The sequence below is a fragment of the Pseudomonas lurida genome, assembly GCF_013522705.1.
GTDB lineage: Bacteria > Pseudomonadota > Gammaproteobacteria > Pseudomonadales > Pseudomonadaceae > Aquipseudomonas > Aquipseudomonas quebecensis.
Genome location: NZ_JAAMRE010000005.1, coordinates 45756 through 70355, shown reverse-complemented (window position 1 = coordinate 70355; position 24600 = coordinate 45756). Strand labels below are relative to the sequence as shown.

25 protein-coding genes are annotated in these 24600 nt (G+C 60.7%); 16 read left to right on the top strand and 9 right to left on the bottom strand.

What is annotated here, in order from left to right; genetic code table 11:
• Positions 1-47 precede the first annotated feature (47 nt).
• Positions 48-1196, top strand: coding sequence for a galactonate dehydratase (dgoD, locus tag G7025_RS06245; RefSeq protein ID WP_181077468.1), 1149 nt, complete (start codon positions 48-50; stop codon positions 1194-1196).
• A 113-nt stretch (positions 1197-1309) separates the two neighbouring features.
• On the top strand, positions 1310-2620 hold the full coding sequence (locus G7025_RS06240) for an MFS transporter (protein WP_181077467.1): 1311 nt from the start codon (positions 1310-1312) through the stop codon (positions 2618-2620).
• A gap of 67 nt (positions 2621-2687) precedes the next feature.
• On the opposite strand, the gene G7025_RS06235 is transcribed toward G7025_RS06240, so the two are convergent.
• The 3 genes from G7025_RS06235 to trpB form a co-directional block, all read right to left on the bottom strand.
• Positions 2688-4346, bottom strand: coding sequence for an FAD-dependent oxidoreductase (locus tag G7025_RS06235; protein WP_181077465.1), 1659 nt, complete (start codon positions 4344-4346; stop codon positions 2688-2690).
• Between the two features lie 175 nt (positions 4347-4521).
• Positions 4522-5331 carry a tryptophan synthase subunit alpha gene (trpA, locus tag G7025_RS06230; RefSeq protein ID WP_181077464.1) on the bottom strand — a complete coding sequence of 270 codons (810 nt, stop codon included), beginning with the start codon at positions 5329-5331 and terminating at the stop codon, positions 4522-4524.
• Positions 5332-6558: a tryptophan synthase subunit beta gene (gene trpB / locus G7025_RS06225; protein WP_181077462.1), complete on the bottom strand. Its 1227-nt coding sequence runs from the start codon at positions 6556-6558 to the stop codon at positions 5332-5334.
• Positions 6559-6668: 110 nt separating this feature from the next.
• On the opposite strand from trpB, the gene G7025_RS06220 reads away from it, so the two are divergent.
• Positions 6669-7589, top strand: coding sequence for a LysR family transcriptional regulator (locus G7025_RS06220; RefSeq protein ID WP_181077461.1), 921 nt, complete (start codon positions 6669-6671; stop codon positions 7587-7589).
• On the opposite strand, the gene G7025_RS06215 is transcribed toward G7025_RS06220, so the two are convergent.
• Positions 7562-7888 (bottom strand): DUF883 family protein, encoded by a 327-nt coding sequence (locus G7025_RS06215; protein ID WP_034101663.1) that lies wholly within the window; start codon positions 7886-7888, stop codon positions 7562-7564. The genes G7025_RS06220 and G7025_RS06215 overlap by 28 nt on opposite strands.
• A gap of 156 nt (positions 7889-8044) precedes the next feature.
• Here G7025_RS06215 and G7025_RS06210 point away from each other — a divergent pair, with 156 nt between their 5' ends.
• Together G7025_RS06210 and G7025_RS06205 are read left to right on the top strand one after the other, a co-directional pair.
• Complete coding sequence (locus tag G7025_RS06210; RefSeq protein ID WP_076952195.1) at positions 8045-8260, top strand: dodecin; 216 nt, start codon at positions 8045-8047, stop codon at positions 8258-8260.
• Positions 8261-8373: 113 nt separating this feature from the next.
• Positions 8374-8598 carry a DUF1161 domain-containing protein gene (locus G7025_RS06205; protein WP_181077459.1) on the top strand — a complete coding sequence of 75 codons (225 nt, stop codon included), beginning with the start codon at positions 8374-8376 and terminating at the stop codon, positions 8596-8598.
• A 63-nt stretch (positions 8599-8661) separates the two neighbouring features.
• On the opposite strand, the gene G7025_RS06200 is transcribed toward G7025_RS06205, so the two are convergent.
• Positions 8662-9663 (bottom strand): LLM class flavin-dependent oxidoreductase, encoded by a 1002-nt coding sequence (locus tag G7025_RS06200; protein WP_181077457.1) that lies wholly within the window; start codon positions 9661-9663, stop codon positions 8662-8664.
• A 217-nt stretch (positions 9664-9880) separates the two neighbouring features.
• On the opposite strand from G7025_RS06200, the gene G7025_RS06195 reads away from it, so the two are divergent.
• Together G7025_RS06195 and G7025_RS06190 are read left to right on the top strand one after the other, a co-directional pair.
• Positions 9881-10312 carry an OsmC family protein gene (locus G7025_RS06195; RefSeq protein WP_181077456.1) on the top strand — a complete coding sequence of 144 codons (432 nt, stop codon included), beginning with the start codon at positions 9881-9883 and terminating at the stop codon, positions 10310-10312.
• Between the two features lie 145 nt (positions 10313-10457).
• The gene (locus G7025_RS06190; RefSeq protein WP_003233678.1) at positions 10458-10697 is read left to right on the top strand and encodes a DUF1161 domain-containing protein; all 240 of its coding nucleotides are present in this window, start codon (positions 10458-10460) and stop codon (positions 10695-10697) included.
• Here G7025_RS06190 and G7025_RS06185 read toward each other — a convergent pair whose 3' ends face one another.
• Positions 10698-11120, bottom strand: a complete 423-nt coding sequence (locus G7025_RS06185) for a PA0061/PA0062 family lipoprotein (RefSeq protein ID WP_181077455.1) — start codon at positions 11118-11120, stop codon at positions 10698-10700. It lies immediately after the preceding gene.
• Between the two features lie 109 nt (positions 11121-11229).
• On the opposite strand from G7025_RS06185, the gene G7025_RS06180 reads away from it, so the two are divergent.
• Entirely contained in the window at positions 11230-12273 is a 1044-nt protein-coding gene (locus G7025_RS06180) for an aminopeptidase (protein ID WP_181077454.1), read from the top strand.
• A 66-nt stretch (positions 12274-12339) separates the two neighbouring features.
• Here G7025_RS06180 and G7025_RS06175 read toward each other — a convergent pair whose 3' ends face one another.
• On the bottom strand, positions 12340-12999 hold the full coding sequence (locus G7025_RS06175; RefSeq protein WP_181077453.1) for an HAD family hydrolase: 660 nt from the start codon (positions 12997-12999) through the stop codon (positions 12340-12342).
• Positions 12996-13538 (bottom strand): gamma carbonic anhydrase family protein, encoded by a 543-nt coding sequence (locus G7025_RS06170; RefSeq protein WP_181077452.1) that lies wholly within the window; start codon positions 13536-13538, stop codon positions 12996-12998. The genes G7025_RS06175 and G7025_RS06170 overlap by 4 nt, the downstream gene beginning before the upstream one ends.
• Positions 13539-13640: 102 nt before the next feature.
• On the opposite strand from G7025_RS06170, the gene prlC reads away from it, so the two are divergent.
• Positions 13641-15692: an oligopeptidase A gene (gene prlC / locus G7025_RS06165; protein WP_267165232.1), complete on the top strand. Its 2052-nt coding sequence runs from the start codon at positions 13641-13643 to the stop codon at positions 15690-15692.
• On the top strand, positions 15689-15961 hold the full coding sequence (locus G7025_RS06160) for a YheV family putative zinc ribbon protein (protein ID WP_181077450.1): 273 nt from the start codon (positions 15689-15691) through the stop codon (positions 15959-15961). Before prlC ends, G7025_RS06160 begins: the two co-directional genes overlap by 4 nt.
• 58 nt (positions 15962-16019) lie before the next feature.
• Here G7025_RS06160 and G7025_RS06155 read toward each other — a convergent pair whose 3' ends face one another.
• Positions 16020-16676 carry a tyrosine-protein phosphatase gene (locus G7025_RS06155; protein WP_181077449.1) on the bottom strand — a complete coding sequence of 219 codons (657 nt, stop codon included), beginning with the start codon at positions 16674-16676 and terminating at the stop codon, positions 16020-16022.
• A gap of 284 nt (positions 16677-16960) precedes the next feature.
• Between G7025_RS06155 and G7025_RS06150 the strand changes: the two genes are divergently transcribed.
• The 6 genes from G7025_RS06150 (at position 16961) to G7025_RS06125 (ending at position 24544) form a co-directional block, all read left to right on the top strand.
• Positions 16961-17713, top strand: a complete 753-nt coding sequence (locus tag G7025_RS06150) for a gluconate 2-dehydrogenase subunit 3 family protein (protein ID WP_181077447.1) — start codon at positions 16961-16963, stop codon at positions 17711-17713.
• Positions 17714-17715: 2 nt separating this feature from the next.
• The gene (locus G7025_RS06145) at positions 17716-19500 is read left to right on the top strand and encodes a GMC family oxidoreductase (protein WP_181077446.1); all 1785 of its coding nucleotides are present in this window, start codon (positions 17716-17718) and stop codon (positions 19498-19500) included.
• 12 nt (positions 19501-19512) lie between these two features.
• On the top strand, positions 19513-20811 hold the full coding sequence (locus tag G7025_RS06140) for a cytochrome c (protein WP_181077444.1): 1299 nt from the start codon (positions 19513-19515) through the stop codon (positions 20809-20811).
• A gap of 82 nt (positions 20812-20893) precedes the next feature.
• Positions 20894-21952 (top strand): PA0069 family radical SAM protein, encoded by a 1059-nt coding sequence (locus tag G7025_RS06135; RefSeq protein WP_181077443.1) that lies wholly within the window; start codon positions 20894-20896, stop codon positions 21950-21952.
• 227 nt (positions 21953-22179) lie between these two features.
• Positions 22180-22911: a carbonic anhydrase gene (locus G7025_RS06130; RefSeq protein ID WP_181077441.1), complete on the top strand. Its 732-nt coding sequence runs from the start codon at positions 22180-22182 to the stop codon at positions 22909-22911.
• A gap of 85 nt (positions 22912-22996) precedes the next feature.
• Entirely contained in the window at positions 22997-24544 is a 1548-nt protein-coding gene (locus tag G7025_RS06125) for a SulP family inorganic anion transporter (protein ID WP_181077440.1), read from the top strand.
• Positions 24545-24600 lie beyond the last annotated feature (56 nt).

Below are 24600 nucleotides of genomic sequence, written 5' to 3'. Positions count from 1 at the left end.
GTTCAAGTTCCGCGCCCCTGGCGCTGCATCTACAAGAGAGATAACAGATGAAAATCACCAAACTGACGACCTTTATCGTCCCGCCTCGCTGGTGCTTCCTGAAAATCGAAACCGACCAGGGCGTGACCGGCTGGGGTGAACCCGTGGTCGAAGGCCGCGCCCATACCGTGGCCGCCGCCGTCGAAGAATTGTCCGACTACCTGATCGGCAAAGACCCGCGCAACATCGAAGATATCTGGACTGTGCTCTATCGCGGCGGCTTCTATCGTGGCGGCGCGGTGCACATGAGTGCGCTGGCCGGTATCGACCAGGCCCTGTGGGACATCAAGGGCAAGGCCCTCGGCGTGTCCGTCAGCGACTTGCTGGGAGGCCAGGTGCGCGACAAGATCCGCGTGTACTCGTGGATCGGCGGCGACCGCCCCGCCGACACCGCCCGCGCCGCCAAAGACGCCGTGGCCCGCGGCTTCACTGCGGTAAAAATGAACGGCACCGAAGAACTGCAATTCCTCGACAGCTTTGAAAAGGTCGACCTGGCCCTGGCCAACGTCGCCGCCGTGCGTGATGCGGTCGGCCCCAACGTCGGCATTGGCGTCGACTTCCATGGCCGCGTGCACAAGCCAATGGCCAAGGTGCTGATGAAGGAGCTGGACCCGTACAAGCTGATGTTCATCGAAGAGCCGGTGCTCAGCGAAAACTACGAAGCGCTCAAGGAACTGGCGCCGCTGACCAGCACCCCGATCGCCCTGGGCGAGCGCCTGTTCTCGCGTTGGGACTTCAAGCGTGTGCTGAGCGAAGGCTATGTCGACATCATCCAGCCCGACGCGTCCCACGCGGGCGGCATCACCGAAACGCGCAAGATCGCCAACATGGCCGAAGCCTATGACGTGGCCCTGGCCCTGCACTGCCCGCTGGGCCCGATCGCGCTGGCGGCGTGCCTGCAGCTGGATGCGGTTTGCTACAACGCGTTTATCCAGGAGCAGAGCCTGGGCATCCATTACAACGAGAGCAACGACCTGCTCGACTACGTGCGCGACCCCGGCGTGTTCGACTATGACCAGGGCTTCGTCAAGATCCCCAACGGGCCGGGCCTGGGCATTGAGATCAACGAAGAGTACGTGATCGAACGCGCTGCCATCGGCCACCGCTGGCGCAACCCGATCTGGCGCCACGCCGACGGCAGTTTCGCCGAGTGGTGATGCTCATCTGAAGACACCCGGTAAAAAATCTGGGAGGGGGCAAGCCCCTCCCATATCAAATCGATTTCTTCAGTAAGACTTGTCCTCAATAAACATAAGAAGAGACTTCCCCCATGCAACCTGAATCCTTGACCGGGCAGGCTCCTTTAGTCACGCCCAGCCGAAAGCGCTACTTCATCATGGTGCTGCTGTTTATCACCGTGGTGATCAATTACCTGGACCGCAGCAACCTGTCGATTGCGGCCCCCGCCCTGACCAGTGACCTGGGCATTGACCCGGTGCATGTCGGCCTGATTTTCTCGGCGTTCGGCTGGACCTACGCCGCCATGCAGATCCCCGGCGGCTGGCTGGTGGATCGGGTGCCGCCGCGCATCCTCTATACCGTGGCCCTGCTGCTGTGGTCCATTGCAACCGTCATGCTCGGCTTTGCCGCCAGCTTCATCGCCCTGTTTGTCCTGCGCATGGCGGTCGGTGCGCTGGAAGCGCCGGCCTACCCGATCAACAGTCGCGTGGTCACCAGCTGGTTTCCCGAGCGTGAACGCGCCACCGCGATCGGCTTCTACACCTCCGGTCAATTCGTCGGGCTGGCGTTTCTGACGCCGGTGCTGGCCTGGCTGCAGCACCACTATGGCTGGCACATGGTGTTTGTGGTCACCGGTGGCGTCGGCATCCTGTGGGCGGCGATCTGGTACGCGGTGTACCGCGAACCACGTGATTTCAAAGGCATCAACCAGGCCGAAATCGACCTGATCCGCGACGGCGGCGGGCTGGTGGACCTCAGCACCCAAGCGGCCAAGACCAAGGCGCCGTTCAGCTGGGTCGACCTGGGGATTGTCCTGAGCAAACGCAAATTGTGGGGGATTTACCTGGGGCAGTTCTGCCTGAACTCCACGCTGTGGTTCTTCCTGACCTGGTTCCCGACGTATCTGGTGAAGTACCGCGGCATGGACTTCATCAAGTCCGGCATGCTCGCGTCGCTGCCGTTTCTCGCGGCATTCGTCGGAGTACTGTGTTCCGGGCTGTTTTCCGACTGGCTGATCCGTCGCGGCGCAAGCGTGGGCTTTGCGCGCAAGTTGCCGATCATCAGCGGGCTGCTGATCTCCACGGCGATCATCGGCGCCAACTTCGTCGAATCGACCCCGCTGGTCATCGCCTTCCTGGCTGTGGCGTTCTTCGGCAATGGGCTGGCTTCGATCACCTGGTCGCTGGTCTCCACCCTCGCCCCGGCGCGGTTGCTGGGCCTGACCGGTGGGGTGTTCAACTTCATCGGCAACCTGGCGGCGATTACCACGCCAATCGTTATCGGCTTCCTCGCCAGCGGTGATTCGTTTGCGCCGGCGATCACTTACATCGCAGTGCTGGCGTTGTTGGGGGCGTTGTCCTACGTGCTGCTGGTGGGAAAGGTCGAGCGCATCGAGCTGTAGGCCAGTCATCGCAGTGGCGAGGGAGCAACTCCCTCGCCACAGTCACAGTCGTCAGACTCGCCCGTTGTTACGCGGGCGGCACCGACATTTCATTGCGGAACACATTCAACGGGTCCCATCGCTGCTTGGTTCGGCGCAGGCGGCTCTCGATGATGGTGTTGGGGAAGAAGATCCCATACCACGAGGGGTTCTTGCCATTCGCCGGATCGCCGCCGAGATAGGTCATGTCCAGATCCGGGTAGTTGATGTAGCAGCCCTCGAACTCCGGATCGTCCGGCACGCCGTTGGTGAATGCCGCGTTGAAAAGCCCACGGATCCAGTCGGCGTGGGCCTGGTCCGCCCCGTCGTCCGCCGTGTGCCAGTAACATTGCGGCTGCCACTTGAGGTACGAGGAGCGCTGAGCGGCGGATGTCTGCGCCAGGATCGGGCCTTCCATCTCGTTGATGCGCCCGCCGAACGATTGGATCTGGATCAGGCTCTGGGTCAACTGCTGCTCAGGGTCCGGCCAGTTCAGCGTGGCCCAGATCGCATCCAGCACGCGCTGGGTGAATTCGCCTTTCTGATACGCCGATTTATAGCGACCGCGTTGATTGTCACCGGAGCCGTTGAGCGATTGGGTGGCGTACAGCCAGTCCAGTTGCCGCGCCGCTTTTCGGGCATCCTGCAGAGAAGTAATGCGGCGCCCCCTTTGCCCATCGCGCGGTTGATGCACCACGTGGAACGGCACCAGCGACTGCCTCGGGCTCACGCCCACGGCGGTCAGTAGGCTGAGCACGAAGTCGTCGAAGGGCGCCCGGTCATCGAGTTGACCGTTCTTGTCGACATAGTGAATACCCAACGTCACGTTGCCGGTATTGAGGTGGCGCATCTCCAGCTTGGTCGACAGGCCCCAGGTATTGGGGTTTGCCTGATTGTCCGCGAACCATTTTTGATAGGCCCGCAGCAGGCGCTCCAAAGCCGGACGGGTCAGTTGCGCCCAATCCCATTCCAATGCCAGCCAAAGCACCTGCGTGGGCGCCGGTGGCAGGGCCTTGAAGTAATAACTGGTAATAATGCCGAACTGCCCACCTCCGGCACCGCAGCAAGCGGCGAACAGGTCCAGCTCAGCGCTATCGGTGCTGTCCCGGGACACATGCACAGGCACAAGGCCCGTTCCACCGACGTTGGCCACCAACAGGTCAACGCCGTCCAGCCAGTCGCAGACCAGCCCGTGTTTGCGCGACAGCAACCCATAACCGCCGCCGCAGATATGCCCGCCAAGCCCCACCGAATAGCAGGAGCCGCTTGGCAGGGTTTTATTTGCCCTCTTATAAAGTGCGACGGTGGTGTCCCAGTTCTGGCAACCGGGTTCCAGGCGGACGCTGTAGCGACGAGGTGAGCCCGGCACCAGCATTGACCCTATCTGTCCGGACGGGTCGTAGGCGACTTGGTTCATTTGCCCGATATCCAGGATCGACAGGCTCTCGTGCGGCACTCCGGGCATCACGTTAGCGACAAACCCTTCATAACAATGACCGCCACTTCGCACCGTGATGCGGCCATTGGGCATGGCCAAGGCTTGCGCGGCGGCGTCGATGATGTCCTGCGGGTTGTGGCACAGGTAGATAAGGTTGGCGCCATTGGGCGAGGATTGGCCCTGGACGTTGCCCAGCGGCCAGCGCAGGTTGAAACCCTTCTGCAAGGCGGCATGACGGGGGTCTGAAGGCGGGACGAGATCAAATGCCATGATGTGCTCCGTGGGAGACGATAATGACTTCTGATGCAACTAACTTAACGACCGACAGCGCAAGAACGGCGGGGCTTGCAGAGGTGGTTAGACAGCAATAGGCACGAAGTGCGTTGAAGGTGGGGCGCAATGCCCACCTTCAGCCTAGCCTAGATCAGTCGGGAGCCTGAGGCCTTTACTTACGAGCGTTACGTACACCTTCCGACAACGCTGCGCAGTGGCTGAGCACACCATCGATCGCCTGCCGGTCGCTGCCGGCGGTGGCGATGTGATCGATCAACGCCGAGCCCACCACCACACCGTCCGCCAACCGGGCGATGGCGGCGGCCTGTTCCGGTGTGCGAATGCCGAAACCGATGCTGATCGGCAGGTCGGTATGGCGGCGCAGGCGTGTCACGGCTTCTTCGACATGTTCCAGGGTGGCGGCGCCGGCGCCGGTCACGCCGGCCACCGACACGTAATACACAAAACCGGAGCTGCCGTTGAGCACGGTCGGCAGGCGTACGTCATCGGTGGTCGGTGTGGTCAGGCGGATGAAGTCGATGCCTGCGGCCTGCGCCGGGTCGCACAGCTCGCGGTTATGCTCAGGTGGCATGTCTACCACAATCAGGCCGTCTACCCCGGCGTTCTTGGCATCGGCGATGAACGCAGGCACGCCGTATTTGTGGATCGGGTTGAAATAGCCCATCAATACCAACGGTGTTTCGTCGTTGTCCTTGCGGAACTCACGCACCATCTGCAGGGTTTTCGCCAGGTTCTGCTTGGCCTCCAGCGCGCGGATGTTGGCCAGCTGAATGGCCGGCCCGTCCGCCATCGGGTCGGTGAAGGGCATGCCCAGTTCGATCACATCGGCGCCGGCGCCGGGCAACCCTTTGAGGATCGCCAGCGAGGTGTCATAACCCGGGTCGCCGGCAGTGACGAAGGTCACCAGGGCGGCGCGGTTTTGTTCCTTGAGTTGCGCAAAGCGGGTTTGCAGGCGGCTCATTCAGTGTTTCTCCTGCTGGGACTGTTCCATGTGATGCATCACGGTCTGCATGTCTTTATCGCCACGGCCGGACAGGTTAACCACCATCAGGTGATCTTTCGGCAAGGTCGGTGCGCGTTTGAACACTTCGGCCAAGGCATGGGCGCTTTCCAGTGCAGGAATAATCCCTTCCAGGCGGCAGCATTTGTGGAAGGCGTCGAGGGCTTCGTCGTCGGTCACCGAGGTGTATTGGACGCGGCCGATGTCATGCAACCAGGCGTGTTCCGGGCCGATGCCGGGGTAGTCCAGGCCGGCGGAAATCGAGTGGGCGTCGATGATCTGGCCATCGTCGTCCTGCAACAGGAAGGTGCGGTTGCCGTGAAGTACGCCGGGTACGCCGCCGTTGAGGCTGGCGGCGTGCTTGCCGGTCTCGATGCCGTGGCCGGCCGCTTCGACGCCGATGATGTCCACGCTCTTGTCGTCCAGGAACGGGTGGAACAGGCCCATGGCGTTGGAGCCGCCGCCGATGCACGCCACCAGGCTGTCCGGCAGTCGGCCTTCCTGGGCTTGCAGTTGCGTGCGCGTCTCCTTGCCGATCACGGCCTGGAAGTCGCGGACCATTGCAGGGTATGGGTGTGGACCCGCTACGGTGCCGATCAGGTAGAAAGTGCTGTCGACGTTGGTGACCCAGTCGCGCAGGGCTTCGTTCATGGCGTCTTTGAGGGTGCCGGTGCCGGCAACCACCGGAATCACTTCGGCGCCCAATAGCTTCATGCGGAACACGTTGGCCTGCTGGCGCTCGATGTCGGTGGTGCCCATGTAAATCACGCATTGCAGGCCGAAACGCGCGGCTACCGTGGCGGTGGCCACGCCGTGCATGCCGGCGCCGGTCTCGGCGATGATGCGTTTTTTGCCCATGCGTCGCGCCAGCAGGATCTGACCGATGCAGTTATTGATTTTGTGCGCGCCGGTGTGGTTCAGCTCTTCGCGCTTGAGGTAGATCTTGGCGCCGCCGCAGTATTCGGTCAGACGTTCGGCAAAATACAGCGGGCTTGGGCGACCAACGTAGTCGCGCTGGAAGTAGGCCAATTCCTCGTTGAACGCCGGATCAATCTTGGCCGCTTCGTATTCGCGGGCCAGGTCGAGGATCAACGGCATCAGGGTTTCAGCGACGTAGCGGCCGCCGAACGCGCCAAACAGGCCGCTGGCGTCTGGGCCGTTGCGTAGATCGGTCTGGGACTGAGTCATGGGACGCTCCAGGAAAGAATTCGTGTGGGAAGCAATGTGGGCCACTCTACCCCTCACATTCGCGGCTGAAAACCGATAAGATCGCTGCGACCTGTCAGGAAAACTCACAGATGAGCCGAGACCTTCCTCCCCTCAACGCCCTGCGCGCGTTTGAAGCCACCGCGCGCCTCAACAGCGTCAGCCAGGCCGCTGAACAGCTGCATGTGACCCACGGGGCAGTCAGTCGCCAATTGAAGGTGCTCGAAGAACACTTGGGCGTCAGCCTGTTCGTCAAGGAGGGGCGTGGCCTTAAACTCACAGATGCGGGCGTGCGGCTGCGCGATGCCAGCGGCGAAGCGTTCGAGCGTTTGAGAGACGTGTGTGCGGAACTCACCCAGACCGGCGCCGACGCCCCCTTCGTACTCGGCTGTTCGGGCAGTTTACTGGCACGCTGGTTGATTCCGCGCCTTGGCCGCCTGAACGCTGACTTGCCGGACCTGCGCCTGCACTTGTCGGCGGGTGATGGTGATCTGGACCCGCGTCGTCCGGGGTTGGATGCGTTGCTGGTGTTCGCCGAACCGCCGTGGCCGGCCGATATGCAGGTATACGAGTTGGCCAGTGAGCGTATCGGCCCGGTCATGAGCCCGCGATTCAGCGGTTATGAGCGTCTGCGTCAGGCGCCTGCGTCGGCGTTGTGCGGTGAAGCGCTGCTGCACACCACGTCACGGCCCCAGGCGTGGCCCAGTTGGGCGCAGCAATACGGCATCGCACCGAATGCGTTGAAGCACGGGCAAGGGTTCGAGCATTTGTATTATTTGCTGGAGGCGGCTGTGGCCGGGCTGGGGGTGGCGATCGCGCCGCAGCCGCTGGTGGCGCAAGATCTGCTGGCCGGTCGCCTGGTGGCGCCTTGGGGGTTCAGCGAAACCCCGGCGCACCTGGCATTGTGGCTACCCAAGCGCGCCGCGGATGGGCGCGCCCGGCAGCTGGCGCAATGGCTCAAGACAGAGCTGTCGCGCCAACCGATTCAGTCACCGCGCTTGCACAGCAAGTAAGCCGCCAGCAGACCCAGCGCGCCAACGGCAACGCCGGCAGTGGTCCAAGGGTGCTCTTGCGCGTAATCGCGAGTTGCCACGCCGGTTTCGCGCAATTTCACTTTGCTTTCTTCATAGGCATCGGTGATCAGATGACGGGAGTGCTTGAGCGCATTCTCGGCATTGCTTTTCAGGGCCTTCAAGGTTTTGCGCGACTCATCCGACGCATCGTCCTTGAGGCTTTCAAGGGACTTGAGCAGGCTCGAAATCTCGGCTTCCATGCTTTCCAGCGACGCTTTGCGTAAAGAAGTGTTAGCCATGTGGATTCTCCTGAAGTGATTGAGTGGCGTGTGTAGATACCGACTGCTGGGTTTTCAGAAAGTGCAGTAAATCTGAACTTTCAGGTAGGAACGGTCGCCTGAAGCAGTACGGATATTGACTGCTAGGCTTCTTAAACATCCCTCAGGAGAAACCCCATGACCGATCACCACACTTACAAAAAAGTTGAACTGGTAGGTTCGTCCACCACCACTATCGAGGATGCGATCCAGAACGCATTGGCCGAGGCCAGCAAAAGCCTCAAGCACCTGGAATGGTTTGAAGTGACTGAAACGCGCGGTCATATCGAAGATGGCAAGGTCGCCCACTATCAGGTCACTCTGAAGGTGGGATTCCGAATTGCCAGCAGTTGATCCTGTGAGTTGAACTTGCTGACTGGCCGATTGCCATAACCTGCGCTACAACGTTCGGGTGCCGATGCCAATGCGTCGGCACGTTCTATTGGATCAGCGCAAGGAAGTAACGGATGAAGAAGCTTCTGTTAGCCGTAGGTTTGTTGAGCCTGGCAGGTACCGCCCTGGCGGCGGGCAAGTCGTGTGAAGACCTCAAAAGTGAAATTGCGGCGAAAATCGACGCCAAAGGGGCTTCGGGCTATTCGCTGGAAGTCGTCGACAAAGGCGCTTCTACCGACGCCAAAGTGGTCGGCACTTGCGAGGGCGGCACCAAGGAAATCGTCTACAAACGCGGTTAACCCCGTGTTGCAGACATGAAAAACCGACGCGGGTGCGTCGGTTTTTTTTCGACTGGGGTTAGGTCAGCCCTTCATCAGCTGCGCCAGCAACTCGTAGGAATGAATCCGGTCCGCGTGCTCGTACAGGTCGCAGGTGAAGATCAACTCATCCGCGCCGGTCTGTTCGATCAGCACCTCGAGCTTGGCGCGAATCTTCGCCGGGCTGCCGACCATGGCCAGGCCGAGGAAGCTGCCGACCGCGTCCTTTTCATGGGGCAGCCATAGGCCATCCATGCTTTTCACCGGTGGGCGCTGCACCAGACTTTGGCCGCGCATCAGCGCGAGAATGCGCTGGTAGACGGAGGTCGCCAGGTAATCGGCCTGTTCGTCGGTATCGGCCGCCACCAGCGGAATGCCCAGCATCACGTAGGGTTTGTCCAACACAGCCGAAGGCTTGAAGTGATTGCGGTACACGCGAATCGCTTCGTGCATTAAACGGGGTGCGAAATGGGAGGCGAAGGCGTAGGGCAAACCACGCTCGCCGGCCAGTTGCGCGCTGAACAGGCTCGAACCCAGCAGCCAGACAGGCACGTTGGTACCGGTGCCGGGGACGGCGATAACCCGTTGGTCGGGGGTGCGCGGGCCCAGGTAGGCCATCAGTTCGGCCACGTCCTCGGGGAAATCGTCAGCGCTGCCGGAGCGCTCACGGCGCAGGGCGCGGGCGGTCATCTGGTCGGAACCGGGGGCGCGACCCAGGCCCAGGTCAATGCGGCCCGGGTACAGGCTTTCGAGGGTGCCGAATTGCTCGGCGATTACCAGCGGCGCGTGATTGGGCAGCATCACACCGCCGGAACCGACACGAATCGTCGAGGTGCCACCGGCCAGATACCCCAGCAACACCGAAGTGGCCGAGCTGGCGATGCCGTCCATATTGTGGTGTTCGGCTACCCAGAAACGGTTGTAGCCGAACTTTTCCACATGCTGAGCCAGGTCCAGGGAATTGCGCAGCGATTGTGCCGGGCTACCATTGGCGCGTACGGGCACCAGGTCGAGGGCGGAAAACTTAACGTCGGACAGCGATTTCATAAGCCTGCTTCTCCAATTGAGGGCGCAGGCTTTTAAGACGAACCAAAACCTGCCGCTTCATGTGCATCCTCCATGCAATGAGGGCATATACCCGAGATTCAATAGCTGGCCTGAAATTTCCTACTAAACTGCTGGGTTTCTCTTACAAGATGAACTTTGCCCGAGCATCTATCCTCAGAACCTTACTGAAGCAAAACCACCGTTCGAGGAGAAAGCTATGAGTATTGTTAAAAAGGCATCCGCGCATTGGGAAGGTGATCTGAAGACTGGTGTGGGCTCCATCTCCACCGAAACCGGTGTGCTGCGCGAAGCGCCCTACGGCTTCAAGGCCCGTTTCGAGGGCGGCAAGGGCACCAACCCGGAAGAGCTGATCGGTGCGGCCCATGCGGGCTGTTTCTCCATGGCGTTTTCCATGATTCTGGGCGATGCGGGCCTCAAGGCCGACAGCATCGACACCCAGGCCGACGTGACGCTGGATCAGGTCGAAGGGGGTTTTGCGATCACCGCCGTACACCTGACGCTCAAAGCCAAGATCCCAGGCGCCAGCCAGGCGCAATTCGATGAATTGAGCAAAAAGGCCAAGGAAGGGTGCCCGGTGTCCAAGGTTCTGAATGCAACCATCACTCTGGATGGCACGCTGGTTAACTGACACAACAGGTCCAAGGTGGGAGGGGCAAGCCTGCTCCCCCACTTTGTGCTGCGTTAAATAAGAACTCCCGTTTCGCACCTGTGGTCCTATACCCTATGCAGCCTAGGCGCACACTCGTGCGCAATGCATTCAGGGAGCTTCAACCATGAAACGTTTTGCCTTGGCGATCATCTGCGGTGTGTTGGCCACATCGGCCGTGGCCGCTCCAAAAGATTGTGAAGAGCTCAGGAAAGAGATCGAAGTGAATATCCAGGCCAAGGCGATTCCGTCCTACACCCTGGAAATCATCACCGCCGAAGAAGCCAAGAACCACGACAGTGCCATGATTGTTGGCTCGTGCGAAAACGGCACCAAGCGCATCATCTACCAGAAGAACAACGACTGATCAGAGGCAGTTCACACTGCGTTCCTCTGCCAGCAACTGGCGGGCGGAGTCATACAGTCGGATGTTGGGCGTAAAGGCCAGCGAGCGGCCTTCCAGCACATAGCGTTGGCCAGCCTGGAAGTGGTCGTACTGCAACGTCATGAAGCAGGTTCGATATTGCATCTGGCTGAGCCCTCCCAGCCCGCCACCCGCCGGTACCTCAAAGTCAAAGCGCACCATCAGCTCGTGGGCGCCGGTTGGTATCTGGAAGTAGCGTCCGTCTTCGAGATTCTTGCCGTCCAGACGCTGTGCCATCAACAGTTTGGCGCCTGGTGTGGGGGTGATGAAATCGACCCATGCCTGATGCGGGTCGGCGGGCGGTACCGGTGTCGTTGTGCAGGCACTCGAGAGCAAGGCAACAACGGCAACTAAGAACAGGCGCATGGCAAAGTCTCAATGCAGGGGGACGTTTGAGTATAAACACCTCTGGACGTGGAAAATTCCCGCGCGGCACGCCAGTCTGGCGCACAGGGTATCCAGGAGCAGTCGGAACATGATCAGGCGTTTACTTACAGGTGGGTTGGCCGTGCTGCTCGGCGGGTGCTCCAGCGTCAGTTACTACAGCCAATTGGCGAGCGGCCAATGGCAGTTATTACGTGCCCGCGAGCCGGTGGCTCAGGTAATCAGTGACCCGACGCGCCCGCAGGTACTGCGCGACCACCTGGTGCAAGCACAAAAAGCGCGCACCTTCGCCAGCGAACACCTGCACCTGCCTGACAACCTGAGTTACCGGTTGTACGCAGACATCGGCCGTCCCTATGTGGTCTGGAATGTCTTCGCCACGCAGGAATTTTCTCTGACGCCTCAAAACCATTGCTTTCCCATCGCCGGCTGTGTGGCCTATCGCGGCTATTACAACCAGGGCGCGGCGCGTGGCGAGGCGGCGGTGTTGAAGTTACAGGGCATGGACGTGGCAATCGGCGGCGTGGAGGCGTATTCCACTTTAGGATGGTTCGATGACCCGATCATGAATTCGATGATGAACTGGGGCGACGAGCGGCTGGCCACGTTGATTTTTCATGAGCTCGCTCACCAGCGTTTCTATGTGAAAGACGACACTGAGTTCAACGAGTCGTTTGCCACCTTTGTCGAGCAGGAAGGCACCCGCCAGTGGCGGGCTGCGCGCAGCCTGGCACCGCTCAGCGATGCACAGGCGCAGCAACGTGACCAGTTTATCCGCTTGATCCTGGACACCCGTCACCGCCTGGAAAAACTCTACGCGCAGCCTCTGGCCCCGGACGTGATGCGTCAGGCCAAAGCGGCGCAGTTCGAGCAATTGCGCCGCGACTACCGGCAACTGCGCGACACCCAATGGGCCGGTGACAAACGCTATGACGCCTGGGTCAACCAACCTATGAACAACGCAAGGCTGTTGCCGTTCGGGCTGTATGACCAATGGGTGCCGGCGTTTGCGGCGTTGTTTGCGCAGCAACAGGGGGATTGGGTGAAGTTCTACGCCGCGGTGGAAAAGTTGGGCGAGTTGCCGGTGGTGCAGCGTAAGGCTGCGTTGAGGCAGTTGGAGGGTGTGGGTCTGTAGGGCCTCATCGGGGGCAAGCCCCGTCCCACCTTTTTAGGCTGCACAGCTTGCCCCCGATGACGATTTTTAAGGCCGCTGCAAAAACGCCCGGTGCATCGCGGCCAATGTCTCGAAATGCCAGGTCGGCGCTTCGGCATTCAATTCTTCAAAGCTGCCAAAACCATACCCCACCGCCGCCGAATCCAGCCCATTGCTGCGGGCGCCGATCAGGTCGTGCTTGCGATCGCCGATCATCAAGGTGCTGGCCGGGTCCAGGCCCTCTTCTTTCATCAGGTGCGCAAGCAGCTCGACTTTATCGGTGCGCGTGCCGTCCAGTTCGCTGCCGTAAATCACCTTGAAATGCTTGGCAAAGTCGAAATGACGGGCAATTTCCCGGGCAAATTCCCACGGCTTGGAGGTGGCGATGTACAACTGACGCCCTTGCTGGTTGAGTGCCTCCAGCAATGGCATCACGCCGTCAAATACGCGGTTTTCATACAGCCCGGTAACCTTGAAGCGTTCGCGATAGTAATTCACCGCGTCCCAGGCTCTGGCTTCATCGAAGTCATAGAACTGCATAAAGGCTTGCAGTAACGGCGGACCGATGAAATGTTCCAGCCGGGTCAGGTCCGGTTCATCGATACCCAACTTGGCGAGGGCGTACTGGATCGAACGGGTGATGCCTTCGCGCGGGTCGGTGAGGGTGCCGTCCAGGTCGAACAGCACGGTGGAGTAATGCAGGCTCATCGGTCGAATCCTTCAGCCAGGTGCAGGTCTTTGAGCTTCACGTAGTTCGCCGCGCTGTAGGTGAAAAAGGCGCGTTCCTTGTCAGTCAGCGCACGGACTTGTTTGACCGGGCTGCCGACATACAAAAAACCGCTCTCCAGCGTCTTGCCCGGCGGCACCAGGCTGCCGGCGCCGATGATCACGTCATCTTCCACCACCGCGCCGTCCATCACGATGCTGCCCATGCCGATCAGAATACGGCTGCCAACCGTACAGCCATGCAGCATGACCTTGTGGGCGATGGTCACATCGTCGCCGATCAGCAGCGGAAAACCGTCGGGGTTGAAGGGCCCGGCGTGGGTGATGTGCAGCACGCAGCCATCCTGGATGCTGGTGCGCGCGCCGATACGGATGCGGTGCATGTCGCCGCGAATCACCGTCAGCGGCCATACGGAGCTGTCGGGGCCGATTTCGACATCGCCGATCACCACCGCCGACATATCGACAAAAGCCCCGGCGCCCAGGGTTGGCGTGTGGTTCTGATAGGTGCGAAGGGTCACGATAGCTTCTCTCTCTTCTGCTGATAGCTGCGGTGGGCATTGATTGTAATTAAGATGGCCCCATCTTTGTTCTTACATGTTTCTCCAGCCAAGGTGCCCACCGTGAGCGCGAACAACCCTCTTCTGCAGCCCTACGACCTGCCGCCGTTCTCGGCGATCCGTGCCGAGCACGTTCAGCCGGCCATCGAACAGATCCTCGCCGACAACCGCGTTGCCATCGAAGGCATCCTGCAAAGCCAAGGGAAAAATCCGACATGGGCAGGCCTGGTCCTGGCTATGGATGAACTCAATGACCGCCTGGGCGCAGCCTGGAGCCCGGTGAGCCACCTCAACGCCGTGTGCAACAGCGCCGAACTGCGCGAAGCCTACGAGGCGTGCCTGCCGGCATTGAGTGCTTATTCCACTGAAATGGGCCAGAACCGCGAGTTGTTCCAGGCCTTCGAAGCCTTGGCCAACAGCCCGGAAGCCGCAGGCTTCGATGTGGCGCAAAAAACCATCCTGGAACACTCCCTGCGCGACTTCCGCCTGTCGGGTATCGATCTGCCGCCCGAGCAGCAAAAACGTTATGCCGAAGTGCAAAGCAAACTCTCCGAGCTGGGCAGCAAGTTTTCCAACCAATTGCTCGACGCTACCCAGGCCTGGACCAAGCACGTCACCGATGAAGCCACCCTCGCTGGCCTGACCGACTCGGCCAAGGCGCAGATGGCCGCCGCCGCTCAGGCCAAGGGCCTCGACGGTTGGCTGATCACCCTGGAATTCCCTAGCTACTATGCGGTGATGACCTACGCTCAGGACCGCGCCCTGCGTGAAGAAATTTACGCTGCCTACTGCACCCGTGCGTCGGATCAGGGCCCGAATGCCGGCCAGAACGATAACGGCCCGGTGATGGAACAGATCCTGGATCTGCGTCAGGAACTGGCCAGCCTGCTGGGCTACGCCTCGTTCTCCGAACTGAGCCTGGCCACCAAAATGGCCGAGTCCAGCGACCAGGTGCTGAGCTTCCTGCGTGACCTGGCCAAGCGCAGCAAGCCGTTTGCAGCCCAGGATCTGGAGCAGCTCAAGGCCTACGCCGCCGAACAGGGTTGCGCCGATTTGCAGAGCTGGGACAGCGGGTATTACGGCGAAAAGCTGCGCGAGCAGCGCTACAGCGTTTCCCAGGAAGCCCTGCGCGCCTACTTCCCGATCGACAAGGTGCTCAGCGGCCTGTTCGCTATCGTGCAGCGCCTGTATGGCATCGAGATCGCCGAGCAAAAAGGCTTCGACACCTGGCACCCGGACGTTCGCCTGTTTGAAATCAAGGAAAACGGCCAGCACGTCGGGCGCTTCTTCTTTGACCTGTACGCCCGCGCCAACAAGCGCGGCGGTGCCTGGATGGACGGTGCGCGCGACCGTCGCCGCACTGTCGATGGCGTGCTGCAAAGCCCGGTGGCCAATCTGGTGTGCAACTTCACCCCGGCCGACAGCGGCAAGCCTGCTCTGCTGACCCATGATGAAGTCACCACGCTGTTCCACGAATTCGGCCACGGCCTGCACCACCTGTTGACCCGTGTCGAACACGCCGGTGTCTCCGGGATCAACGGCGTGGCGTGGGATGCGGTGGAGTTGCCGAGCCAGTTCATGGAGAACTGGTGCTGGGAGCCGGAAGGCCTGGCGCTGATCTCCGGCCACTATGAAACCGGCGAACCACTGCCCCAGGACCTGCTGGAAAAGATGCTCGCGGCGAAGAACTTCCAGTCCGGCCTGATGATGGTGCGGCAACTGGAGTTCTCGCTGTTCGACTTCGAATTGCATGCCACTCATGGCGATGGTCGCAGCGTGGCCCAGGTGCTTGAAGGCATACGTGACGAGGTTTCGGTCATGCGTCCGCCGGCCTACAACCGGTTCCCCAACAGCTTTGCGCACATCTTCGCCGGTGGTTATGCAGCGGGTTATTACAGCTACAAATGGGCCGAAGTGCTGTCGGCGGATGCCTTCTCCAAGTTTGAAGAAGAAGGCGTGCTCAATGCTGAAACCGGCCGTGCGTTCCGCGATGCGATCCTGGCGCGTGGCGGTTCCCAGGCGCCGATGGTGCTGTTCGTCGATTTCCGCGGCCGCGAGCCGTCCATTGACGCACTGTTGCGTCACAGCGGCCTGAGTGAGGATGCAGCAGCATGAGCGAAGGGCCTGTGATCACCAAAAAGCAATTTATCGCCGGGGCCGTGTGCCCCGCGTGCAGCGAGCCGGATAAGTTGAAAATGTGGACCGAGGACAGCGTGCCCCATCGCGAATGCGTGGCCTGCGGCTACACCGATACGCTCAATGACCAAGGCTTGTCGGTGCCCAAGGAATTGGGCACGCGGGTTAATACCTCAGCGCTGAAAGTGCCGGACCCAAAGGTGCAGGCGGTGCAATTCTTTCCAAATCCGAAGTTGAAAAAGGACTGAGCACACCCAGAGCAGGCGGCGCGTCCATTCAACCGGACCGCTGCTGCCTGATCCGTTTCTACTCCTTCTGCTCACTGCCTGTCGTGGAAATCCATTGCTTCATCGAACACAGCGCAAACGCGCTGGTGCTGCAATCCCCGGTGGCCAAGGCAGTGCGTAATTTGTCGATATCGGCGCGCATCATGTAGCGAACACCGTCCTTGAAGCCATTACTGCTGCCAAACCCGCCCAACGTCATTTCGTTCAGCGCATCCTCTTTGCTCCACCCTTGAATCACCACCCGATACATCGCCGCCATCAGGCCGGTGCGGTCCGAGCCGTGCTTGCAGTGCATCAACACCGAGCCATTGGCTTCTGCCTGTCGGATTGCGCGCAATGCGGCCAATACATCTGAATCGTCTACGTGGTTGGTGCGATACGTCAGCTGCACTTGTTTGATATCGGAGTCGGCGAGCCAGCTGTCATCGGATTCGGGCAGGAAGTTGATGACGGTGCCAACGTTCAGTTTTTCCAGCAGAGGCAGCGCGCGGCTGTCCGGCAAGCCGCTGCGGTAGAGCGTGGGCGTCATCTGGTGCAAGTTGTAGTGAGCGTCGATCGGTTGGGCCCATTCGGGGGACCGGACGGAAGTGACGATTGCGTCGGCCTGCACAGAAACATTGGCGAATAGACTGACGAGCGCCAGGCACAGGGCAGGTAACACGGGGTGTTTCAGCATGGTCGACGTAACCGAAAGGAGGTGGTGAGTGGTCGTCAGAGTGGGTGACGTCGAGTCAATGCCGTGTGAGGCGTTCGTCAAAGAAACGTGATCGGCGAGCAGCGCTGCCGCTGTTTTCTGAGCTGAATCGATTCCCTTGATGCTTAGCCTGCTATCATTCGTAACTATTCATGACAGCCGCGTTCTATCTATCTGAACAGGTTGGATCCAATAGCTGTTCATATTCCCCAAGCCGCTCGCTAGAAGCGGCTGATCAATCCGTGACCACATGATGAGGTGCACCCATGTCTGATCAAGATCAAGACAACCCCCGGCGTGATTTTTTGCGCAAATCCTTGACCTTGATCCCGGTGGTCACGGTTGCCAGTACCAGCTTGGGTGGTTCGATGCTGATGGCGACGCCTGAACCGGTCCAGGCCAGTCCGGCTAGGCCAGCAGTTAGCGAAAAAGCCTACGAACCCAGCTACTTCACGGCTGAGGAATGGGCGTTTATTCACGCCGCAGTCGCGCGCTTGATCCCTGCCGATGACCAAGGCCCCGGCGCCCTTGAAGCGGGTGTGCCTGAGTACATCGACCGTCAGATGAACACGCCCTATGCCAGCGGTGCGCTGTGGTACATGCAGGGGCCGTTCAACGCCGATGCCGCACCGGAGATGGGCTGGCAGAGCAAGCTGGTGCCCAAGGAAATTTATCGCCTGGGCATTGCTGCGACGGATGCATGGTCCAAGGCGTTCAACGGCAAGGTCTTTGCCGCTCAAGACAGCGCTACCCAGGAGGACATGCTGCGTCGCCTGGAAGCTGGCGGCGGTGAAGTGGCCGACCATTTCGAGGCGGTGCCGGCCAGGATGTTCTTCAATCTGTTGCTGCAAAACACCAAGGAAGGTTTCTTCTGCGACCCGATTCACGGCGGCAATAAAGGTATGGTCGGCTGGACCCTGATCGGCTTCCCCGGCGCGCGCGCCGACTTCATGGATTGGGTGGAACGCAACGAGCAATACCCCTTCCCGGCAGTTTCCATCCGCGGCGAGAGGGCATAAACATGGCGACCATCATGAAAAAAGTCGATGCGGTGATCGTAGGTTTTGGCTGGACCGGCGCGATCATGGCCAAGGAGCTGACGGAAGCGGGTTTGAACGTGGTTGCGCTGGAGCGCGGCCCGATGCAGGACACTTACCCCGATGGCAACTATCCCCAGGTCATCGACGAACTGACCTACAGCGTACGTAAAAAACTCTTCCAGGACATTTCCAAAGAGACCGTGACCATTCGCCATAGCGTGAATGACGTCGCCCTGCCCAACCGTCAGCTGGGCGCATTTCTGCCGGGCAACGGTGTGGGTGGAGCGGGCCTGCATTGGTCCGGCGTGCATTTCCGTGTCGACCCGATCGAGTTGCGCATGCGCAGCCACTATGAAGAGCGCTACGGCAAGCATTTCATTCCCAAGGACATGACTATCCAGGACTTCGGCGTCAGTTACGAAGAGCTGGAGCCGTTCTTTGATTACGCGGAGAAAGTCTTCGGCACCTCCGGCCAGGCCTGGACCGTCAAGGGTCAAGTGGTGGGTGAAGGCCGCGGCGGTAACCCTTATGCGCCGGACCGCTCCAACCCGTTCCCGCTGGAGTCGCAGAAAAACACCGTCTCTGCACAGCTGTTTCAGAAGGCGGCTGCCGAGGTGGGTTACAAACCCTACAACCTGCCATCCGCCAACACTTCGGGGCCATACACAAACCCCTACGGGGCGCAGATGGGGCCGTGCAATTTCTGCGGGTTCTGCAGTGGCTATGTCTGCTACATGTACTCCAAGGCGTCGCCTAACGTAAACATCCTGCCGGCGCTGCGGCAGGTGCCGAATTTCGAACTGAGGCCCAATTCCCACGTACTCAAGGTCAATCTCGACAGTACCAAGAGCAAGGCCACCGGCGTGACCTACATCGACGGCCAGGGTCGCGAGTGCGAGCAGCCGGCGGACTTGGTGATTCTTGGCGCGTTCCAGTTCCACAACGTGCGCTTGATGCTGCTGTCGGGTATCGGCAAGCCTTACGACCCGATCAGTGGCGAAGGCGTGGTGGGCAAGAATTTCGCTTACCAGAACATGGCCACCATCAAGGCGTTCTTCGACAAAGACACGCACACCAATAACTTCATCGGTGCAGGCGGCAACGGTGTGGCCATCGATGACTTCAACGCCGATAACTTCGACCACGGCCCCCACGGTTTCGTCGGCGGCTCGCCGATGTGGGTCAACCAGGCCGGCAGCCGGCCGATCGCCGGCACGTCCAATCCTCCAGGTACGCCCGCCTGGGGCAGTGCCTGGAAGCGCGCCACCGCTGATTACTACACCCATCAGGTGTCGATGGATGCCCACGGCGCCCATCAATCCTACCGGGGTAATTACCTGGATCTGGACCCGGTCTACCGCGATGCCTACGGCCTGCCATTGCTGCGGATGACATTCGATTGGCAGGAAAACGACATCAAGATGAACCGCTTCATGGTCGAGAAGATGGGCAAGGTCGCTCAGGCAATGAACCCCAAGGCGATCGCCGTGTTGGGCAAGAAGGTCGGTGAGCACTTCAACACTGCGTCTTACCAGACCACCCACCTCAACGGTGGCGCGATCATGGGCACCGACCCGAAAACCAGTGCGTTGAACCGCTACCTGCAATGCTGGGATGTACACAACGTGTTTGTCCCGGGCGCATCCGCTTTCCCACAAGGCTTGGGCTACAACCCTACCGGCCTGGTGGCGGCACTGACTTATTGGTCGGCCCGTGCGATTCGCGAGCAGTACCTGAAAAATCCCGGCCCGCTGGTTCAGGCATAAGGAGCGATGAGCATGAAAACATTCGTTATCGCGACCTTGGCGCTGCTCAGCAGTTGCTCGATCAGCGCCGCAGAAACCGACCTGGTCAAGCAGGGCGAATACCTCGCTCGTGCCGGTGACTGCGTGGCCTGCCACACCGCCAAGGGCGGCAAACCCTTCGCCGGTGGCCTGCCGATGGAAACCCCCATCGGTGTGATCTATTCCACCAACATCACCCCGGACAAGACCGGCCTGGGTGATTACAGCTTCGAGGACTTCGACAAGGCCGTGCGCCATGGTGTCGCCAAAAGCGGTAGTACGCTTTACCCAGCCATGCCCTACCCGTCTTACGCTCGTGTCAGCGAAAGCGATATGCAGGCGTTGTACGCGTATTTCATGAAAGGCGTCGAGCCGGTCGCCCAGGAGAACAAGGACAGCGATATTCCCTGGCCGTTGAGCATGCGCTGGCCGTTGACGGCGTGGCGCTGGATGTTTGCGCCGGCCGTTGAGGACTACCAGGCCAAGGCGGGGGCCGACCCGGTGATCAGTCGCGGCGCCTATCTGGTGGAGGGCCTTGGCCACTGTGGCGCGTGCCATACGCCGCGCGCCCTGACCATGCAGGAAAAAGCCCTGAGTGCTCAGGACGGCAGCGCGTTTCTGTCCGGCAGTGCGCCGTTGGAAGGCTGGATCGCCAAAAGCCTGCGCGGTGACCACAAGGACGGGCTCGGTAGTTGGAGCGAGGAACAATTGGTGCAATTTCTCAAGACCGGTCGCAGCGACCGCAGCGCAGTGTTTGGCGGCATGAGCGATGTGGTAGTGCACAGCATGCAGTACCTGTCGCAAGACGACCTGACGGCTATCGCCCGGTACCTCAAGAGTCTGCCGGTGGTGGACCCCAAGGATCAGCCGCACCAGTACGACAAGCAGGTGGCGCAAGCCCTGTGGAAGGGCGACGACAGCCAGCGCGGCGCCTCGGTGTATATCGACAACTGCGCGGCGTGCCACCGTACCGACGGGCATGGTTATACGCGGGTGTTCCCGGCGCTGGCGGGCAACCCGGTGTTGCAGACGGCGGACGCGACGTCGCTGATCAACATCGTGTTGAACGGCGGCACTTTGCCGGCCACCCACACGGCGCCGTCCACCTTCACCATGCCGGCGTTCGCCTGGCGTCTTTCGGATCAGGAAGTGGCGGATGTGGTGAGTTTTATCCGTGGCAGTTGGGGCAACCAGGGAGCGCCGGTAAAGGCCAGTGAAGTGGCGGACCTGCGCAAAAACGACATGCGCACCACCTCGGGTGACGATCTGGGGCAAGTGACGCAAAAGCACTGACAGTGTGCTGACCCGCCAAACGGCACTGGTCAGATCCTTCGCGCCTCGATACTGTATATAAAAACAGTATCGAGGCGTTCTTATGTCCACTGCGCTGCCACCCCGTGGCCGGGGCACGGCCACTAACCTGCACAACCGCTTTGCGCCCACGGTCAGCGTGGCCGAGGACGACGGCTGGCACCAGGAAGTGCCGCCGACCCAAGGCACTGAAGTGCGCATTGAAACGGCCAAGACCATCATCACCCGTAATAACTCGCCGGATTTGCCGTTCGACCGTTCGATCAACCCCTATCGCGGCTGCGAACACGGCTGCATCTACTGCTACGCGCGGCCCAGCCATGCCTATTGGGACATGTCCCCGGGGCTGGATTTCGAAACCAAGCTGATCGCCAAGAGCAACGCGGCTGACGTGCTGGAGCAGCAACTGTCCAAGCCCGGCTACGTGTGCGCACCGATCAACCTGGGTTCCAATACCGATCCCTACCAGCCCATTGAGCGCGAGTACCGCATCACCCGCCAGCTCCTGGAGGTGCTGCTGCGCTACCGACACCCGGTGACCATCATCACCAAGGGCTCGCTGATTCTGCGCGACCTGGATCTGCTCACCGAGCTGGCGCGCCAGCGTCTGGTGGCGGTGATGATCAGCCTCACCAGCCTGGACGACGAACTCAAGCGCATCCTTGAGCCGCGCACGGCGGCGCCCAAGGCGCGGTTGCGGGCGATTCGAGTGATGCGTGAGGCGGGGATACCGGTGGGCGTACTGTGTTCGCCGATGATCCCGATGATCAACGACAGCGAACTGGAAAGCCTTTTGGCCGAGGCCCATACCGCCGGAGCCCAGAGCGCGGCCTACATGATGTTGCGCCTGCCGCTGGAGGTGGCGCCGCTGTTCGAGGAGTGGCTGGCGGCGCATTACCCGCAGCGCGCCGCCCATGTGATGAGCCTGGTGCGCCAGGTGCGGGGCGGTGAGGTGTATGACAGTCGATTTGGCGTACGCATGCGCGGTGAAGGGCCGTTTGCCGACCTGCTGGCGCAGCGCTTCAGCAAAGCGATCAAGCGCCTGGGTATGGATCGCCGGGAGGGCTTCAATCTGGATTGCGAGGCGTTCTGCCCACCGGGCAGACAAATGGCATTGTTGTAGACTGGCTGGGAAGAATGCACCGCTACTGTAGGAATAGTCGCGTTTTGATATCACTGAAACCCGCGATCTAGAGCGGTTCATTCAGTTTGAGTTAAGTTTCGATGGTTACCTTGTTCGGCGAGTGACTGATGAGTCGGCCCTGGAGCCCGCGGCGTTTTACAACTATTCCACTATCCAGGCGTCGAACTGAGCTGAAAACTCCCCTGCATTAATCAAGAGGATGAATCATGAGTGATAAGGATAAACAGCCGTTGGCTGCGTCGGCATCAGCCCCTCAGGTGGCGGAATCCGCCGATGCAGCGCTGCAGCATATCGTTGACGGTTTTTTGCATTTCCATCACGACGTCTTCCCTCAGCAGGAAGAACTCTTCAAGAAACTCGCCACGGCCCAGAGCCCGAGGGCGATGTTTATTACCTGCGCCGACTCGCGCATCGTCCCTGAACTGATTACTCAAAGTTCGCCCGGCGACCTGTTCGTTACCCGTAACGTCGGTAACGTAGTGCCCCCATACGGGCAGATGAACGGCGGTGTGTCCACGGCAATCGAGTACGCGGTACTCGCCCTCGGGGTACAACACATCATCGTTTGCGGGCATTCCGATTGCGGCGCCATGCGCGCGGTCCTCAACCCCGACAGCCTGGAGAAGATGCCGACGGTCAAGGCCTGGCTGCGGCACGCCGAGGTCGCCAAGGCCATGGTTCATGACAACTGCGACTGCGCCAATGAAGGCGAGAGCATGAAGGTGCTGACCGAAGAAAACGTCATCGCCCAGTTGCAGCATTTGCGCACCCACCCTTCGGTGGCTTCGCGCATGGCCAACGGTCAGTTGTTTATCCATGGCTGGATTTACAACATCGAGACCAGCGAAATTCGCGCTTACGATGCGGATGAATCGGCGTTCCGACCGTTGAGCGGTTCCGGACCTATCCCTTGCGCGACGCCTAAAGCGCGCTTCTAAAACACTTCCCTGCCGGGTAAAGCGGTGGCTGCCATGGACGCAGCCAGGCTTTACCGCGCCCGGCGAATGCCTCGGGAGAGCCATCATGCGTGCTGCTCAATTGAAAGCTGTATTGCCACGGGAGTTGCTTGCTTCGGTGGTTGTGTTTCTGGTCGCCCTGCCCTTGTGCATGGGTATCGCCATTGCGTCCGGCATGCCGCCGGCCAAGGGCCTGATCACCGGTATTATCGGTGGCCTCGTGGTGGGCTGGCTGGCGGGGTCGCCGCTGCAAGTCAGCGGCCCGGCGGCGGGTTTGGCGGTGCTGGTGTTCGAGTTGGTGCGCCAGCACGGCATGCTGATGCTGGGGCCGATCCTGTTGTTGGCGGGGTTTCTGCAACTGGCGGCCGGGCGTTTGCGTCTGGGCTGCTGGTTCCGCGTGACGGCACCGGCGGTGGTCTACGGCATGCTGGCGGGCATTGGCGTGCTGATTGTGCTGTCGCAGATTCATGTGATGCTCGATGGCGCGCCCAAGCCTTCAGGGCTGGATAACCTGGCGGGCTTCCCGGCCGCACTGGTCGAAGCTATCCCCACCCTCGGCGGCGGCCTCGGCTGGCAGGCGGGAGTGCTCGGCTTGTCCACGATGCTGGTGATGTACCTGTGGGACAAGCTGCGCCCGCAGTCGCTGCGCTTCGTGCCGGGCGCCCTGCTCGGTGTCGGCCTGGCCACGGTCACCAGCCTGGTGCTGGCGTTGCAGGTCAAGCGGGTTGAGGTGCCCGAGAACCTCGCCGACGCGATCGACTGGCTGCGCCCCAGCGACCTGCTCAACCTGGCCGACCCACAATTGCTGATCGCCGCGTTTGCCGTTGCGTTTATTGCCAGTGCCGAAACCCTGCTCTCCGCGGCCGCTGTGGATCGCATGCACAGTGGTCAACGTTCCGATTTCGACAAGGAATTGTCCGCCCAAGGCGTAGGCAACATGCTGTGCGGCCTGGTGGGCGCCTTGCCGATGACCGGTGTAATCGTGCGCAGTTCGGCCAACGTACAGGCTGGTGCTACCACGCGATTGTCTGCCATGTTTCACGGCGTGTGGCTGCTGGGTTTTGTGCTGCTGCTGTCGAGCGTGCTGCAAAGCATTCCGGTGGCGAGCCTGGCGGGTGTGCTGGTGTACACCGGGATCAAGCTGGTTGACCTCAAGGCCTTCAAGGCATTGGGACGTTATGGCCGGATGCCGATGTTTACCTATGCCGCGACCGCACTGGCGATCATCTTCACCGACTTGCTGACCGGCGTGCTGGTGGGTTTTGGTCTGACGCTGGTCAAGCTCGCGTTCAAGGCGTCACGCTTGAAGGTGAGCCTGATTGATCTGCCTCAGGACGGTGAGATGGAGTTGCGCTTGATCGGCGCGGCGACATTTCTCAAAGTGCCGGCGCTGACCCAGGTGCTGTCGACCGTGCCGGCCGGCACCACTGTGCATGTGCCGCTCAATAACCTGAGTTACATCGATCATTCCTGTCTGGAGTTGCTGGAAGAATGGGGGCGGGCCAATGCTGCCAAAGGGTCGAAGTTGGTGATTGAAGCGCGAGGGTTGAAACGCAGGCTCGAAGGCCGCATCAGGATGACGACGGGGATCGGCTCGGCACCCTCTATCGGCTGACGGAGTCGAATCAACATGTGGGAGAGGACCGGCTCCCTCCCACATCAGATTGAAAG